Origin of the sequence: uncultured Bradyrhizobium sp. (assembly GCF_936943645.1) — a bacterium.
In the GTDB taxonomy this organism is placed as follows: Bacteria; Pseudomonadota; Alphaproteobacteria; order Rhizobiales; family Xanthobacteraceae; genus Bradyrhizobium.
Window position 1 is genome coordinate 68,504 of record NZ_CAKZJO010000049.1, and the last position, 15,984, is coordinate 84,487.

General features: G+C 64.9%; 20 protein-coding genes. 8 read left to right on the forward strand and 12 right to left on the reverse strand.

Annotated features, from left to right (window positions below; genetic code table 11):
• The first annotated feature begins 19 nt into the window (after positions 1-19).
• Positions 20-1,237, forward strand: coding sequence for an ABC transporter substrate-binding protein (locus tag Q0743_RS08280; RefSeq protein ID WP_298241073.1), 1,218 nt, complete (start codon positions 20-22; stop codon positions 1,235-1,237).
• A gap of 92 nt (positions 1,238-1,329) precedes the next feature.
• Here the strand turns inward: Q0743_RS08280 and Q0743_RS08285 are convergent, their stop codons facing one another.
• The 4 genes from Q0743_RS08285 to Q0743_RS08300 form a co-directional block, all read right to left on the reverse strand.
• Entirely contained in the window at positions 1,330-1,821 is a 492-nt protein-coding gene (locus Q0743_RS08285; protein ID WP_298241074.1) for an SRPBCC family protein, read from the reverse strand.
• A gap of 2 nt (positions 1,822-1,823) precedes the next feature.
• Positions 1,824-2,210, reverse strand: a complete 387-nt coding sequence (locus Q0743_RS08290) for a metalloregulator ArsR/SmtB family transcription factor (protein ID WP_298241164.1) — start codon at positions 2,208-2,210, stop codon at positions 1,824-1,826.
• Between the two features lie 277 nt (positions 2,211-2,487).
• A complete protein-coding gene (locus Q0743_RS08295) occupies positions 2,488-3,321 on the reverse strand; it encodes an outer membrane protein (RefSeq protein WP_298241075.1) in 834 nt (277 codons plus the stop codon).
• Between the two features lie 268 nt (positions 3,322-3,589).
• A complete protein-coding gene (locus Q0743_RS08300; RefSeq protein ID WP_298241076.1) occupies positions 3,590-4,294 on the reverse strand; it encodes an SDR family oxidoreductase in 705 nt (234 codons plus the stop codon).
• Between the two features lie 101 nt (positions 4,295-4,395).
• Between Q0743_RS08300 and Q0743_RS08305 the strand changes: the two genes are divergently transcribed.
• On the forward strand, positions 4,396-5,238 hold the full coding sequence (locus Q0743_RS08305; RefSeq protein ID WP_298241077.1) for a GNAT family N-acetyltransferase: 843 nt from the start codon (positions 4,396-4,398) through the stop codon (positions 5,236-5,238).
• On the opposite strand, the gene Q0743_RS08310 is transcribed toward Q0743_RS08305, so the two are convergent.
• Positions 5,235-5,681: a hypothetical protein gene (locus Q0743_RS08310; protein ID WP_298241078.1), complete on the reverse strand. Its 447-nt coding sequence runs from the start codon at positions 5,679-5,681 to the stop codon at positions 5,235-5,237. The two genes, Q0743_RS08305 and Q0743_RS08310, sit on opposite strands and share 4 nt — an antisense overlap.
• Positions 5,682-5,964: 283 nt before the next feature.
• Here Q0743_RS08310 and Q0743_RS08315 point away from each other — a divergent pair, with 283 nt between their 5' ends.
• On the forward strand, positions 5,965-6,246 hold the full coding sequence (locus Q0743_RS08315) for a hypothetical protein (RefSeq protein ID WP_298241079.1): 282 nt from the start codon (positions 5,965-5,967) through the stop codon (positions 6,244-6,246).
• Between the two features lie 50 nt (positions 6,247-6,296).
• Here Q0743_RS08315 and Q0743_RS08320 read toward each other — a convergent pair whose 3' ends face one another.
• From Q0743_RS08320 to Q0743_RS08350, 7 genes are all read right to left on the reverse strand, one after another.
• Positions 6,297-6,578 carry a hypothetical protein gene (locus tag Q0743_RS08320; protein ID WP_298241080.1) on the reverse strand — a complete coding sequence of 94 codons (282 nt, stop codon included), beginning with the start codon at positions 6,576-6,578 and terminating at the stop codon, positions 6,297-6,299.
• 12 nt (positions 6,579-6,590) lie between these two features.
• The gene (locus Q0743_RS08325) at positions 6,591-7,031 is read right to left on the reverse strand and encodes a curlin (protein WP_298241081.1); all 441 of its coding nucleotides are present in this window, start codon (positions 7,029-7,031) and stop codon (positions 6,591-6,593) included.
• 66 nt (positions 7,032-7,097) lie between these two features.
• Positions 7,098-7,358: a curlin gene (locus tag Q0743_RS08330; RefSeq protein ID WP_298241082.1), complete on the reverse strand. Its 261-nt coding sequence runs from the start codon at positions 7,356-7,358 to the stop codon at positions 7,098-7,100.
• 20 nt (positions 7,359-7,378) lie between these two features.
• A complete protein-coding gene (locus Q0743_RS08335; RefSeq protein ID WP_298241083.1) occupies positions 7,379-7,501 on the reverse strand; it encodes a hypothetical protein in 123 nt (40 codons plus the stop codon).
• Between the two features lie 26 nt (positions 7,502-7,527).
• A complete protein-coding gene (locus tag Q0743_RS08340) occupies positions 7,528-7,920 on the reverse strand; it encodes a curlin (RefSeq protein ID WP_298241084.1) in 393 nt (130 codons plus the stop codon).
• 120 nt (positions 7,921-8,040) lie between these two features.
• Positions 8,041-8,442 (reverse strand): curlin subunit CsgB, encoded by a 402-nt coding sequence (locus Q0743_RS08345; RefSeq protein ID WP_298241085.1) that lies wholly within the window; start codon positions 8,440-8,442, stop codon positions 8,041-8,043.
• Positions 8,443-8,620: 178 nt separating this feature from the next.
• On the reverse strand, positions 8,621-9,265 hold the full coding sequence (locus Q0743_RS08350) for a response regulator (protein WP_298241086.1): 645 nt from the start codon (positions 9,263-9,265) through the stop codon (positions 8,621-8,623).
• A 591-nt stretch (positions 9,266-9,856) separates the two neighbouring features.
• On the opposite strand from Q0743_RS08350, the gene Q0743_RS08355 reads away from it, so the two are divergent.
• The 5 genes from Q0743_RS08355 (at position 9,857) to Q0743_RS08375 (ending at position 15,944) form a co-directional block, all read left to right on the forward strand.
• Entirely contained in the window at positions 9,857-11,284 is a 1,428-nt protein-coding gene (locus Q0743_RS08355; protein WP_298241087.1) for an efflux RND transporter periplasmic adaptor subunit, read from the forward strand.
• A complete protein-coding gene (locus Q0743_RS08360) occupies positions 11,281-12,006 on the forward strand; it encodes an ABC transporter ATP-binding protein (protein ID WP_298241088.1) in 726 nt (241 codons plus the stop codon). Before Q0743_RS08355 ends, Q0743_RS08360 begins: the two co-directional genes overlap by 4 nt.
• Before the next feature lie 2 nt (positions 12,007-12,008).
• On the forward strand, positions 12,009-13,226 hold the full coding sequence (locus Q0743_RS08365) for an ABC transporter permease (protein WP_298241165.1): 1,218 nt from the start codon (positions 12,009-12,011) through the stop codon (positions 13,224-13,226).
• Positions 13,227-13,277: 51 nt separating this feature from the next.
• Positions 13,278-13,610 (forward strand): LuxR C-terminal-related transcriptional regulator, encoded by a 333-nt coding sequence (locus Q0743_RS08370; protein WP_298241089.1) that lies wholly within the window; start codon positions 13,278-13,280, stop codon positions 13,608-13,610.
• A gap of 480 nt (positions 13,611-14,090) precedes the next feature.
• On the forward strand, positions 14,091-15,944 hold the full coding sequence (locus tag Q0743_RS08375) for a nucleotide pyrophosphatase/phosphodiesterase family protein (RefSeq protein WP_298241090.1): 1,854 nt from the start codon (positions 14,091-14,093) through the stop codon (positions 15,942-15,944).
• The last annotated feature ends 40 nt before the right edge of the window (positions 15,945-15,984 follow it).

Here is a 15,984-nt window from a genome sequence, read left to right on the forward strand (position 1 = left end):
GAGCCAACGGGGAATGAACATGAAGAACCTTCTTGAACTCGTTGCAGCATCCGCACTCGCTCTGATGCTGTCGCTTCCACCGGCCCATGCGCAGAAGAAATACGATCCCGGCGCCTCCGATACCGCGATCAAGGTCGGACAGACCGTGCCGCTCAGCGGTCCTGCTTCGGCCTATGCCGTGATCGGCAAGACCCAGGCTGCCTACATGAAGATGATCAACGACCAGGGCGGCGTGAACGGCCGCAAGGTCGAACTGATCCAGTATGACGATGCCTACTCGCCGCCGAAGACGGTGGAGCAGACCCGCAAGCTGGTCGAAAGCGACGAGGTGCTGCTGACGTTCCAGATCATCGGCACCGCGCCGAACGTCGCCGTGCAAAAATATCTCAATGCCAGGAAGATCCCGCAGCTCTTCGCCGCGACCGGCGCGGCGCGCTTCACCGACCCGAAGAACTTTCCCTGGACCATGGGCTTCAACCCCTCCTACCTCGTCGAGGGACGGATCTACGCGCAGTATCTCTTGAAAAACCACCCGAATGCGAAGATCGGCGTGCTCTACCAGAATGACGACCTCGGCAAGGACTATCTCGCCGGGCTCAAAGCAGGCCTCGGTGACAAGGCGAAGATGATCGTGGCCGAGACCTCCTATGAGATCACCGAACCGACCATCGATTCGCAGATCCTGCGGTTGAAGGACGCCGGCGCCGACGTGCTGTTCAGCGCCACGACGCCGAAACAGGCGGCCCAGGCGATCAAGAAGGTCGCCGAGATCGGCTGGAAGGCGCTGCACATCATCGACATCAACGCCTCCTCCCTCAGCGCCGTGCTGAAGCCGGCGGGCCTGGACAATTCCAAGGGCATCATCAGCGTCGGTTACGTCAAGGACGCCGCCGATCCCGAATGGAAGGACGATCCCGGCATGAAGCGCTATCTCGCCTTCATGGCGAAATACTATCCCGACGGCGACAAGGATTCGAACCTGAACGTCTATGGCTACATCACGGCCCAGCTTCTGGTGCAGGTGCTGAAGCAATGCGGCGACGATCTGACCCGCGAGAACGTGATGCGGCAGGCAACGAGCCTCAAGGACGTCGTGCTCGATCTCACCCTTCCCGGCATCTCGGTCACGACCACGCCGACCGACTATCGCGTCAACAAGCAATTCCAGATGGTGCAATTCGACGGTCAGCGCTGGCAGAAGCTCGGGGACATCGTGACGGACGAGGCGAAAGAGTGAGGCCGTTCCATCAGGCGGCCCCACTCCCCGACCCTATCATGCCCGCGCACGACCATTGAGAGCGTGACGGGCGTCGAGCGGCGCCCGTGCGTTCATCTCTTCATGCCCGCCACATAGGCCGCGAGCTTGTCCAACGTCTGGTAGCCGTATTCGACGGCGCCGAATCCGATCATGCCGTCGCGCTGCTCGGTGCTCGAGGCCAGCTGGCGCATCATCAGCACCGTCTTGCCGTTGCTCTGCTCGGCAAAGGTGACGGTGAAGCGGAACATGCCGGGGTCTTCGTCCTGGTCGACGCCGTGGTCCATCTCCAACAAGGAGGGCCGCTCGATACGGCGGAAGCGCATGCGGTTCGGATAGACCGTGCCGTCCGGGCCGATCATGTTGAAACGCCAGACGCCGCCGACGCGGACGTCGATCTCGAAGGTCTCGACCTTGAACCCCTTCGGCCCGAACCATTGCGGCAGATGCTTCGGGTCGGACCACGCCTCGAACACGAGATCGCGGGGCGCGTCGATCACGCGCGACATCACGATCTCGCGGTCGAGCGACCATTGCGACAAGGCGGGATTGGCAGAACTCGTCATCGTCAGGAACCTTTCTTTCGGGTTGCGCGGGACGGCCGTTTGGCGGCCGCCTGCTCATTCTCTTTCTTGAGCTTCATCACATAGGCTTCGAACCGGTCGAGCCGTGCCTCCCAGATCGCGCGCTGCTGCTGGAACCAGTCCTCCGCGCCGAGCAGCGCATCGGGGCTGAGCCGGCAGGTGCGCACGCGGCCGCTCTTCTCGGATTGAACGAGCCCGCTCGTCTCCAGCACGTGGATGTGTTTCATGAAGCTCGGCAGCGCCATGTCGAAGGGATCGGCGAGCTCGCCGACGGAAGCCTCGCCAGCACACAGCCGCATCACGATCGCCCGTCGCGTGGGATCGGCAAGGGCCGCGAAAACCTGATCAAGAGGGGTCAATTGGTTAGCCATGTAGCTAACTATACACGTCGAATGACGAACGTCAAGGATTGTTAGCCGATCGGCTAATTTTTGTCGCTCGATGGAGCGACGCGAAACCGACAGTTCGCAATTGTGAATTGCGGCCACGTCGCCTCCCCACCGGGGCCGCAGCGAATATCCGCACGAGATCGCGCGCTACAGGATCCTGCCGCACTTGGTCAAGCTGGTGGCTTTGAACCCTTCCCCCAAACACAAAAGCCCCGGCGAGGCCGGGGCTTTCCACGCCAGATCGAGACCGGGATGACGCTCAGTACCTGGCGACGACAGGTCCGCCGAACTTGTAGTTCACGCCGACGCGCACGATGTTCGATTTGATGTCGGCGGAGTGGGTGTAGACGTTGCTGGGATAACTCACCGCACCGGCAAAGCCGGTCAGGTTGGTGCTGGTGACCGTGCTGCGGCCGAGATCGACGTAGAGATATTCGGCCTTGAGCGACCAGCCGCCGCCGAAGGCGTATTCCGTGCCGACGCCTGCGGTCCAGCCCAAGCGCGTGTCGCGGATCGCGGCCGACTCGGCCGCCGCCGAGAACGTGTCGGTGAAACTGAAATTGCCCCTCACCTCCGCGATCGCCGCGCCGCCCGTGGCATAAAGCAGCCAGGTCGGAGCGGCGAGGAAGCCGATGCGGCCGCGGATGGTGGCGAGCCAGTCGGCCGAGACCTGCGACGACACCGTAAAGCCGGTCGGAGCGCAGCAGGGATACAGCGCCGAGCCGGTCGCGCTGCCCTTGAAGCCGAAATAGTTGATGTCGCCTTCGAGACCGAGCACGGCGTGATTGACCTGCCAATTGTAGCCTGCGGTGAGGCCGCCGGTGACGCTGGAGCTGTTCAGGCTCTGGGCGCCGACCGTGTTGATGGCGGGAACGCTGCTGACGGCGAAATAGCCGATCGGCGAGTAGACCGTCGAGGTGGTCGGATCGGCGCTGCCCCACTGTCCGCCGAGATTGCCGCCGACATAGAAGCCGGTCCAGTTGTAGGCCGATGCCATCACCGGAGCCTTGGTGTAATGCGCAGCGAGGTCCGCCGCCTGCACGGTTGCGGTGCCCAGAACAACCGACGCGATCGCCAGCAGAAGCTTCTTCATTCCGATCTCCATTCCCCCACGCGATTGAACTCGCGTTGTCGATGCGCGCAGATGGAAGACATCCGGCGCAGATGGGAGATAGGCGGACACTGGCCATCCGTCTCGGTCTGCGGCGCAGTTCGTAGGGACTGTGACGTAATCGGTGACTTATCACGCAAGACGCGCGAGGAGTGTGACCCCAGCGCCACGCATCGACGCTGGTCCAGTGACGCGCAAGGCAAGCCGGCGTCGCGTCACGACGGAGAGGGCGCGAATCCGCGCGCCTGCCTCAGACCGAGCGCGTCAGGCCGCCGTCAACGCGGATGTTCTGGCCGGTGATGTAGGCCGCACCGTCCGAGGCGAGGAACGAAATCGTCGCGGCGATCTCCTCGACCTTGCCGTAGCGCTTCATCGGCACGCTGTCGCGGCGCGCGTCCTGCTGCGGCAGGCTGTCGATCCAGCCCGGCAGCACGTTGTTCATGCGGATGTTGTCGGCCGCATGGGCATCGGTGAAGATCTTGGTGAAGGCGGCAAGGCCTGCGCGGAACACCGCCGAGGTCGGGAACATCGCGCTGGGCTCGAACGCCCAGGCGGTCGAGATGTTGATGATGGCGCCGCCCTTCTGCACCTGCATCAGCGGCGTCACCAGCCGCGTCGGGCGGATCACGTTGAGCAAATAGGTGTCGAGGCCGGTGTGCCATTGCTCGTCGGTGATCTCGGTGATCGGCGCGCGCGGCCCGTGGCCGGCGCTGTTGACGAGCACGTCGATCCGTCCCCACCTCGTCATGGCGCCGTCGACCAGGCGCTTCAGGTCGTCATTCGACTTGTTCGAGCCTGTCACGCCGAAGCCGCCAAGTTCGGCCGCCAGCGCCTCGCCCTTGCCGGAGGACGACAGGATGGCAACGCGAAAGCCGTCCGCCGCCAGCCGCCGCGCAGCCCCTGCCCCCATGCCGCTGCCGCCCGCCGTGACGAGCGCAACCTTCTCTGCTGCCATGACCGATCATCCCCTAGGTTGAGGCGAGCCACCGGCCCGGCCTATCATGAGGCCTTCTACCGCCAGACCTGTCAGCAGGTCCATGGTCGAAGGGACCTGTCATGAGCGATTTGCTGATCCGCAACCTGCGCCTGGAGGAGATCTCCCTCGCCATCGACTGGGCCGCGGCCGAGGGCTGGAATCCGGGCCTCTGCGATGCCGCCTGCTTCGCTGTACCAGACCCGCAAGGCTTCTTCGTCGGCGAGATCGACGGCGAGCCGATCGCGACCGTCTCCTGCGTCAATTACGACTCTCGCTTCGCATTCCTCGGATTCTACATCGTGCGCGCAAACTGTCGCGGCTCCGGCCACGGCCTGCGCATCTGGAACGCGGCGATCGCGCATGCCGGCGCGCGCGTGATCGGGCTCGACGGCGTGGTCGCGCAGCAGGACAACTACAAGAAGTCCGGCTTTCAGCTGGCCTATGCCAATATCCGCTATGGCGGCATCGCCGCCGCGCCCGTGAAGCCGCCCGCCGATGTCGTCGCGCTCGACACGATCCCGCTTGCGCTCGTGGAGGCCGACGACGGCACCGTTTTCCCGGCCCGGCGCAGCGCTTTCTTAAGCGCATGGATCAACACATCAGGCCATGTCGGCCGCGCGCTTCTGCGTGACGGCAAGCTCAAGGCATGGGGTGTGATCCGGCCCTGCCGCACCGGCCACAAGATCGGTCCGCTCGTCGCCGACGACCACGCGGCGGCGGAGGCCATCGTGCAGGCCCTGCTGCCGAGTGCCGGCGGTGCCGAAGTCTTCCTCGATGTCCCCGCCGTCAATCGCGACGCCGTCGCGCTCGCGGAAGCGCTTGGCCTCAAGCCGGTGTTCGAGACGGCGCGGATGTATACCGGGCCGATCGCGCCGCTGCGGATCGACCGCGTCTTCGGCGTGACCAGTTTTGAACTTGGCTAATAGCAGCGCGTGATGTTGACGGTGTGCTCGACCCCGCCGCGGCCGGGCACCGTCACCTGCTCGGTCGGGCAGCTCGGCACATAGGGCCGGTCGGACGGCACCACGTTCGGCGGGAAGCGATGCGCCCAGTCCCACGGGACGTCGTAAGTGTAGGTGTAACGCACGTCGGTGGAGACCGGCTGCTGCGCATCGATGAAGGGCTGGCTGTAGCCGGCGCCGTCATAATAGAAGCCGCCGCCTCCGGGCCAGTACACGAAGGGGTTATTGCGCCGGTGGAACCGAGCGCCCGGCGCGATGGCCGGACGTCCGACGGTACCGGACGGCGCAGCCGCAAGGCCCTGCGGCGCGGCGCCGCCGGGTCTGGCAAAGCTGTGATCGGGGCTAAGAAGCAGCGCGGCTGCGCTGAACGAGGCGAGCAAGGCCCCATGCATTCGATAGGTCATGATACGCACCAACTCGTTTGGCTCAAGCGATCGCGGCTCCCCGCAGCTACGCTAGGCCGGGCTGTCGCCCACCCGCAAACCTATAATTAATTATTGGTTAAGGCACGGGATTAAGGCGGGAACCGGTGCGGCAAGAACGCCCGCGACCGACGACTCATACCGCCTCGTTCCGCAGCCCGCGCTTCATAACCAGTTGATCGGAGTTGATCGCCTCGCCGCCCAGGTTCCGGAACGCTGCCGCAGTGCAACCGTTGGCTCCCGACACAAGCAAGGAGCATCTCGCATGCAGAACAAGTCAAAACTCCTCTGCCTGATCACGGCATCACTCGTCGCCGGCACGGCGACAGCCTCGGCGCAGGGCTATGATTGGAATGGCCCACGCGCCGGCTGGGACCGCACCGCGCCCGCCTATGAACCGGTTCAACCGCGCGCGTACTATCCTGACGTCGCGGGGCCCTATGGCGCGCTCAATGGCACCAACCATCCGACCCCGAGCTCGACGCAGGGCGATGTCGGCCCTGAGGGCAACAACAACGGCACGCTGACCGGCGGCTATCGCTGGTAAGGCCGCGTCATGCAGGGCCCACCGTCCCACTCGGGCGGTGGGCCTTCACGTCAGCGGCCCTGCTGCTTGCGCAGCCAGTCGAGCATGTCCTGCGCGTTGCCACTGCCCTGAGTCACGATGGCGGTGTTGCCGCCGCTGCGGCGATAGACCGTCGTGCGCCCGGGTTCCTTCTCGATCTTGACCTCGGCCTGCGCGGGATCGCCGCTTTGCGTGATCACCGACGTGCCGTTCTCGTCCTGGACCACGGTGGTGTGACCGTCGGCAGCGCCTGCCGGCGCCGCTGCGATCACTCCCATGAGTCCTATTCCGGATGCGAGCAGGAGCAATCTCATGTCACACCTCCATCATCGGCCGAACTGAAAGATCGCCAGCCAGTTGAAACGCCCGAATTGTCGCACCGCGCCACTGTTCATGTCGCCGATCTGAAGCAGGAGCGCGTTGGTGGAATTGCCGATCTGGGTGATGTCGGCGGTATTACTTGCACCGGACTGGCCGATGATCGCGTTGGTGGTGCCGCCCATCTGGATCACATTGGCGTAGTTGCGCGTACCGTTCTGGATGATGGTCGCATCCACCGTTCCGGTGCCGCCGATCTGGATAACCCGCGCGATATTGATGCGGCTGCTCTCCTCGATCGTCACGGGCTGAACATCGTTGCCGAACTGAACGATCGTCTCGATGCTGACGTTCCGGTTGGTCACGGTACGCTGGACCGATCCGGCCGACGCCTGCGTCGCCGTGCCGATGGCGGCCAGCAACGCCGCCACGGCGAGAACCCGCTTCAAGATCGCTCTGCCGCACCGCATCGCGCTTCTCCGTTGTTTGCCGACGCCGAAGAGTTTGCGAGCGATTTACGGCCCGGTCTGGAGAATCGTGGAATTGTTGACCGTGCCGAATTGCGCCACCGTGCCCGCATTGATCGCGCCGAGCTGGGATATCGCGCTGCTCGCCGACTGCCCGGTCTGACCGACGAAGGCAAGATTGATCGCCCCGCTCTGCCCGACGGATGCGGAATTCGTGCCGCCGAATTGCAGGACGCCCGTGGCATTGTTGGTGCCGTTCTGCGTGACGGTCGCGCTGGTGCTGCCGCCGATCATGAACACGCCCGCCATGTTGAGCTGGCTGTTCTGGTTCAGAACGACCCGCCGACCGAGACGATGGTCTTGATGTCGGCGGTCTGGGCGCCGGCCGATCCGGCGCCGACCGAGGCCAGAGCAAGCAGGACGGCGCCCGCACATTTCAAATGATGTTTCATCACATGCCTCACCACTTCATGCCTGCTCACGGCGCCTGCTGGAGAATGGTCGAGCCGTTCAGGATCCCGAGCTGGCCGACACCGGCCGCATTGTTCGCTCCGATCTGACCGATCAGGCTCGTATTGGAGCCGCCGACCTGGCCGGCGATCGCGGTATTGGATGCGGTTGCGGTCGTGCCGCCCTGCCCGATCACCGAAGTGTTGACGGTGAGCAGCGATCCGATCTGCAACGTGGTCGCGCTGTTGGTCGCGCCGAACTGCAGGGTCGTGGCGTTGTTGCTGGTGCCGCCGCTCTGCGAAATGAACGAAGTGTTGGTCGTCCCGAATTGCAGCACGCTGGCGCTGTTGCCGGCCTGTGCATCGGCGGCCGTCAGCACACCGAGCGCCGCGACCGTTGCAATGAAATAGGTGATCCGCATGTCAATTCCTCCGCGAGAAGAAGCGGGCCGTCGCAATTGATCGGCCGGCCGGTTGCGGTGCATTCGAGAATGGCGCGGACGCACCGCAACTGGATGCGTCCGGCCAAACCGGTACGTGGTTCAGTGCGAGGTCTGCGTGACGGTGCTGCCGTTGGCGCCGAACACGCTGAGCTGGCCGACGGCGGCGGCGTTGTTCTGCAGCGCGGCAGGCCCGAACGAGTCCTGGGTGATCGAGCTGCCGTTGTTGCCGAACGCCACCTGGCCCGTGGTCGCCGAGTTCTGCACGCCGATCTGGTTCACCGTGCTGCCGTTGTTGAGCGAGGCCGAGCTGGTGCCCTGCATCGTGGTCGCACTGTTCACGAGGCCGAGCTGGCTGGTCGAAGACGTGTCGTTGGTGAGGCCCTGCTGCGAAACGCTGGAGCCGTTGACGACGCCGACCTGCACCGTGGTCGAGGTGTTGGCGGCCTGCGCGGCGGAGGACAGGGCGAACAATGCAACCGAAGCAAAAAACAATTTGCGCATGGAGAATCCCTTTCTAACAAAGTTGTCTGACTGAGTTCGGATGCCGTCTTGGAAGAGCCGACATCGTAGGGACAACTTTGAACCGATCCTTGCCTGCGCGACAGACTGCAGTTCATGCTAATCGGTACGGACTAGACGCCTGCGCGACATGCGGGCACGTGAAAGCCCGCGAGCGGCGCTATCCCGCACCGGCCCGCAGCTCCGCTTCGCGCCCCATGCTGTCGATCAGCCGCACCACCTCGATCGGCGTACGCAGCTCCAGCTTCCGCATCATCCTTGCGCGATGCACCTTCGCCGTCACTTCGCTCACGCCAAGTCGCGCCGCGATCTGCTTGGCGACGAGCCCTTCGGCCATCAGCAGCATGATCTCGCGCTCCCGTGCCGTCAGCGTCTCGACGCGCTGGCGGGCTTCCCGCACGGCGTCTTCACGTTCCATCCGCCTGCGATCGCGCTCGATGCCGTGCCTGATCGCATCGAGGATCTCCTGCTCACGAAAGGGCTTCGGCAGAAACTCGACCGCGCCGCGCTTCATCGCCTCGACCGAGACGCGGACGTCGGAATGGCCGCTGATGAAGACGATCGGAATGGGCACGCCCGTCTCGGCGAGCCGGCGCTGCAGCTCGAGACCGGTCGGCGACGTACCGGGAAAGCGGACGTCGAGCACGAGGCACGACGGCCCGGGTGACATGGTCTCCGTGAGGAAGTCATCGGTCGACGCAAACAACTTCACCTGATGGCCCGTCTCCTCGCAGAGACTTCCGATCGCGGTGCGAATCTGGACTTCGTCGTCAACGACATAGACTGTGGCTTGACCTGAACTCATGGGCAACGGGCTCCCCCGGCTTGGGGCTCGATGAAAAAGCAACGAGCCGTCCATTCTTCTTGCAAACGAGATCAAGGTGCTTGGATGGAATCGCGAAGACCGAACGCGGTGCGTCGTTCCGCCGGTACGACCTCTTAGAGCCAACACGCGCCGGAGACGAGTGAAGGCGTTCACATATCGGGCTTCGTGATTGAAGGGACCAGGCCTCGCGATCGGCGGCATCGCAGCGGGCCGATATCGAGAATGCGGCAGTCCTGCGTCGTGGTTTCGCCGGCTGCGTCATGGCATCGCCACCCATGTGTCCGCTCGAACGCCGGCAAGTGGCCGTTTCGGCCAGACCAGACGGGACGTTCGATCGGCTTATCGAGTTCGATACCGCGCGCCTCACATCGATACGCTCGGTATGCATTGTCTTCAAATCACGAATAGTCGCACAGCGCGCACTTTACTTCTGGATCATCAGGCGCGCCCGACCGTCGGCCCGCCAATGGCGACATACTGACGATCGATATCGCTTTGGGGGATTTGCAACCATAGCGCGATCTTTGTCCGTGCCGCCAACGAACCATTTCAAAGAGGCGGGTATTTGATATGCGATTTGTGCCAATTATTGCCCTGCTTGGAACTGCCTGCAGCCTCGCCGCGGTTACGACCGCAGGGCCGGCGGTGATCGCCGCCGCCGGGGGCGCTGCCAGCAAAGCGTCGCACGCACTGGACTCGACCAGGCGCCTGCTCGCTCCCACCGGGCGCAAAGCCTCGACATTCGAGCCGGGTTCGCCCGTGTTCCGCTACGCCTCGATCCAGCGCGGCAGCATCGAGCAGACCGTCACGGTCACCGGCGCCCTGCAGCCGGTCAAGACGATCGAGGTGGGTTCCCAACTGTCCGGGCAGCTCTCCCGGGTCTATGTCGATTTCAACGACACCGTCGCCAAGGATCAGCCGCTCGCCTTGATCGATCCGCGCAGCTTTGCCGCCAAGGTCGACGAAGCCCGCGCTTCGCTGGCCGTCGCCAATTCCCTGGTCGACATCGCCAGGGCCAAGCTCGATCGCGCCAGGATCGACCTGCAGAACGCCAGGGGCAGCCGCGACGTGCTCGCCGCCAAGCTCGAAAGCGCCCAGGCGGTCAAGAGCTCGGCACAGAAGACCCTGCAGCGCAAGCTCGCGCTGCATTCGCAGAACGTGGTGGCGACGACGACGGTCGATGATGCACAGACCGAGTTCACCGCGCGTCTCGCCCAGGAGCGCGAGGCCGAGGTGCTGATGTCGCTCAACTCCTATTCGGTGGAAGGTGCGCAGGCCGACGTCCGCCGGATCGAGGCGGAGCTGCAGCAGGCCCGAATGGCCGTGCCCGAGAAGGCGGCCGTTCTCGCCGCAGCCCAGGCCGATCTCGACCGCACCGTGATCCGCTCGCCGATCGACGGCGTCGTCGTCGGCAGGTTCGTCAACGAGGGCCAGACGCTCGCGGTCGGATTGGAATCGCGCACCACCTTCGTGGTGGCGCACCGCCTCGAAGACATGGAGATCCACGCCCAGGTCGACGAGGCCGATATCGGCCGCATCGCCCCCGGCCAGCGCGCCCATTTCACCGTGGACGCCTACCCGGACCGCCGCTTCGAGGCGGTGGTGCGGCAGGTCCGCAAGGCTCCGCAGACCCAGCAGCACGTCGTCACCTACACCGTCGTGCTGGCGACCTCCAATCTCGACGGCGCGCTGCTCCCCGGCATGACGGCCCTGGTCAAGATCGTGATCGAGCGACAGGACGACGTTCTGAAAGTGCCGCTCGCCGCGCTGCGCTTCCAGCCCTCCGGCACGCGGCAGGCCTCGGCCGGCACGCACAGCGGGGTGTGGGTGCGCAGCGCAGGCGGCTCGCTCCAGCGCGTCGCCGTGACGGTCGGCACGGCCGGCACCGAGCAAGTCGCACTCAAGAGCGGAGACCTCGACGAAGGCAGCCAGGTCGCCGTCGGCCAGGCGATCCGGCCGGCGGGCTTTGAGTTTCTCGGAATCAGGTTCGGATCATGACCGCATCCCCGCCTCTCATCAGCCTCCGGTCGGTCAGCAGAACCTACCGCACCGACGGGGTTGCAGTGACTGCGGTGCGCAATGTCAGCTTCGACATCGCGCAGGGCGAGATCGCAGCCGTGATGGGACCGTCCGGCTCAGGCAAATCGACATTGATGAACATGATCGGGCTGCTCGACCTGCCGAGCGAGGGCGCAATCTATCTTCAGGGTGCCGACGTTGCCGGCCTCTCCGAAGATCGCCGCTCCTCCTTGCGGGCCCGCAGCATCGGCTTCGTGTTCCAGTCCTACAATCTGCTGGCCCGTCACGACGCGATCGAGAACGTCGCGCTGCCGCTGGTCTATTGCGGCATCAGCCGCAAGGAACGCCTGGCACGCGCGGAGCAAAGCCTTCAGGCCGTCGGCATGCTGCACCGGGCCCATCATTTCCCGCGGCAGCTCTCCGGCGGCGAGCAGCAGCGCGTCGCGATCGCGCGCGCACTGATCGCCTCCCCGCTGATCGTGCTCGCCGACGAGCCGACCGGCGCGCTCGACAGCCGCACCGGCGCCGAGATTCTGGCGCTGTTCGCAGCCCTCAACCAGACCGGCCAGACCATCGTGATGATCACGCATGATCCCGGCATCGCGACGCAATGCCGGCGTACCATCCGCCTGCATGACGGCGAGCTAGTCGCCGACGAGACCCAGACCATGATCCTGCCGAAACGGAGCGTTGCGCCGTGACGATGCTCCAGGGTTTTCAGATCGCCTTGCACGCCTTGCGCCTCAATCCGCTGCGCAGCTTCCTCACCATGCTCGGCATCGTGATCGGCGTGGCCTCCATCGTGACGGTGTTTGCGATCGGCGCCGGCGCGCAGCTGCGGCTGCAGGAGCAGATCCGCTCGATCGGCGCCAACGTGCTGATGATCACCCCCGGCGCGGCCTATCAGGGCGGCGTCCGTCTCAAGGACGGCAGCAAGCTGACGATGGCCGAGAGCGACGTGCAGGCCATCCTCGAGCAGATCCCGGAGATCCAGGCCGCGGCCGGCTCGATCGCAGGGACGGCGCAGGTCATCCACGAGGGCAAGAACTGGAACACGACGATCAACGGCACGACGACGGCCCATTTCATGGTGCGCGACTGGCAGCTCGCCGCAGGCCGCTATTTTTCGGCCGCCGAAGAGGCCGGTGCCGGCAAGGTCGTGATCCTCGGAAACAGGGTCGCACGTGAGCTGTTTCCGGCCGGCGACGACCCGATCGGTGCGCAGATCCGCATCATGAAAGTCCCGCTCGAGGTGGTCGGCGTTCTCGACCGCAAGGATCCCGCGCAGGACGACGTCGCCTTCGTGCCGCTCGCCACCGCCAAGCTGCGCTTTCTCGGCAGTGCCAGCAACATCAACCGGGATTCGGTCGCCTACATCATCGCCAAGGTCGCCGGCGACGGACAGATGGCGGGCGCACGCGCGGAGATCGAGAACCTGCTGCGCCAGCGCCACCGTGTTCCCGCCGGCCAGGAGGACGACTTCAAGGTCCAGGATCCGGCCGCCGCGATGGAAGCGCAGCAAGGCGCGATCCGCACCGTCGCGCTGCTGCTCGTCGCCATCGCCTCGGTCTCGCTGCTGGTCGGCGGCATCAGCATCATGAATGTCATGATCGTGTCGGTCACCGAACGCACGCGGGAGATCGGCATCCGCCGCGCGCTCGGCGGACGGATGCGCGACATCCGTCTGCAATTTCTCTGCGAAGCGCTGGTGCTCTGCCTGCTCGGCGGCGCCATCGGCGTTGCCGGCGGCGTCACGCTCTCGATGACGGTCGCCCGGATGGCGGGATGGGTCACCTCGATCGACGGTCAGGCGATCGGCCTTGCCCTCGGCTTCTCGATCGCCACCGGCCTCATCTTCGGTTTCTATCCCGCCCACAAGGCATCCAAGCTCAGCCCGATCGAGGCGCTCAAGACGGAGTGAGAAGATGCCGGCGGCGGCCAATTCAGCCCGAAGACCAGGGAGGAGCCCATCATGAGCCCGGATCCGAAGGATTCGATTACACCGACACCGCGCGAGCGCGAGCTGATGATGTTGATCGCACGGGGGCTGCAGAACAAGAACATCGCCTACGAGCTCAAGATCTCGGAGAACACGGTGCGGGCGCATATCGGCAACATCATGCGCAAGTACCGGCTCCAGAACAGAACTCAGATCGCAATCGCATTTACCCTGCACGCCACGCCCTCGTCGCTGCGGCGCGATCTCGCCAAGTCGGACCGCGCGAAATCCGATCGCCGTCCGCCGGCGCCGAAACCGGCGCAGGCCCCTGCCCAAGGCCCGGGGGTGCAGACCGCGCCGGATTGAACGTCTCCACCAGCAATGTAGATGCAAGTTTGGTGAGCGATGCGATCAACCCGTCATTGCGAGGAGCTCGCGACAAAATTGCGGAGCAATTTTGCGCTGATGCGACGAAGCAATCCAGGCCGCCTCCACGGAGACAGCCTGGATTGCTTCGCTCCGCTCGCAATGACGGCGTGGAAACAGATGCCCGCGAAATCACGCTCTCGTGCCCCGGACGCGGCGCAGCGCTTACAAGCGGTGCGCTGCTGAGCCGGGGCCCATGTATCGGTGGAATGCGCCGCCTGCTGGGTCCCGGCTCTGCGCTGCGCAGCAGCGCAAGAACGCTGCCGCGCGGCCTGGACACGAGAGAGCCGCCCCCAACCCTCTTGCATCGTTTATCGACCTTGTAACAAAACCGTCATGCAGCGAAACTAAACGAAGCGGAGGCCGCGGTCGCGGCCAAGCCGTCTCACGACCATGCCGCCTCACCGCCAGGAGACCTCCATGCGCCGTTCACTGCTGTTGCTGTCCGCCGGACTGACCGTGCTGTCCACCGGACTTGCTTCCGCTGAGAATAACACACCCCGCAACCTGATCCTGTTCATCCCGGACGGCCTGCGCGCGCTGAAGGTGAACGCCGACACGGCGCCCGCGATGGCCGAGGTCCGTGACAAAGGCGTCAATTTCAAGAACCCGCACTCGCTGTTCCCGACCTTCACCATGGCCAACGGCTCGGCGATGTCGACCGGCCATTATCTCGGCGACACCGGCGTGTTCTCGAACACGATCTGGACCAACTACACCTCCGCTCCCGCCGGCGACACCGTGGTCCCCTTCATCGAGAACGATGCCGTGCTCGGCGACATCGACGAGCATTTTGGGGGCAACTACCTCAACGAGGAGACCATCCTGAAGATGGCCCGCGACAAGGGCCTCAGCACCGCGGCGATCGGCAAGGTTGGCCCGACCTACCAGTTCGACCACACCGACAAGCCCGAAAAGGCCGGCCTGCATTCGATCGTGTTCGACGACTCCACCGGCGGCAAGAACGGCGTCGCCCTGTCGGACGAGGTGAAGGACGCGCTGACCAAGGCCGGCCTGCCGACCGCTACCCCGCCCCGCGGCGACAACGCCAAGGCGGGCGATGCCAAGACGCCGGGCACGATTGTGGCCAACGTCGCGCAGCAGGCCTATTTCGCCGACGTCGCCGCCAAGGTGGTGCTGCCGATGTTCAAGGCGCGCAACAAGCCGTTCGTGCTGGTGTTCTGGTCGCGCGACCCCGACGGCAGCCAGCACAACACCGGCGACAGCCTCAACCAGATCATGCCTGGCATCAACGGGCCGACCTCGATGGCCGGCATCAAGAACGCCGACAACAACCTCGCCCAGCTCCGCAAGGCGCTCGACGAGCTCGGGCTCGCCGCCTCGACCAACATCATCATCTCGGCCGACCACGGCTTCTCGACCATCTCCAAGGAAAGCAAGACCAGCCCCTCGGCCAAGGTCAGCTATGGCGACACGCCCAAGGACTTCCTGCCGATGGGCTTCCTGGCGCTCGACCTTGCCAAGGCACTGGACCTGCCGCTGTTCGACCCCAACGACAAGAATGCGAAGGTCGAAGGCAACAAGCATCCCAAGGCCGGCAACGGCGTGCTCGGCAAAGACCCCACCAAGCCCGATCTCGTCGTCGCCACCAATGGCGGCTCCGACCTCGTCTATCTCCCCAACAAGGACAAGAAGCTCGCCGCGAAGACCATCAAGGCGCTGCTCGCGCAGGACTACGTCTCCGGCCTGTTCGTCGAGGACTCGCTCGGCCGCTTCCCCGGTACGCTGCCGCTGTCGAGCATCAATCTGCGTGGCAGCGCGGCGACGCCGACCCCGTCGATCGTCGTCAACTTCCGCTCCTATGCCAGCGATTGCGGCGAGGCGCCGACCAATTGCTCGGTGCAGGTCGCCGATACCGTGCTGCGCCAGGGCCAGGGCATGCATGGCAGCTTCAGCCGCGGCGACACCATGAACTTCATGGCCGCCATCGGTCCGGACTTCAAAGCCGGTTATGTCAGCGAGATCCCGGTCAGCAATGCCGATGTCGGCATGACGGCCGCCCGGCTGATGGGCCTGCGCGCCGCGCAGAACGGTGGCCTGGTCGGCCGGGTGATGTCGGAGGCTCTGCCCAACGGCGTCGCGCCGAAGGCTTACGCCGGCACGATGAAGTCCAAGCCCGCCGAGGGCGGCCTGACCACCGTACTGAATTTCCAGCGCGTCGGCAGCCAGCGCTATTTCGATGCCGCCGGCTTCCCCGGCCGCACGTTGGGCCTCGAGCCGGACGCGGGCAAACAAAAAACGGCGGGGAAGTAACCCCGCCGTTTAAACGCGTCCTCAAGCGAGGCGCAGAATC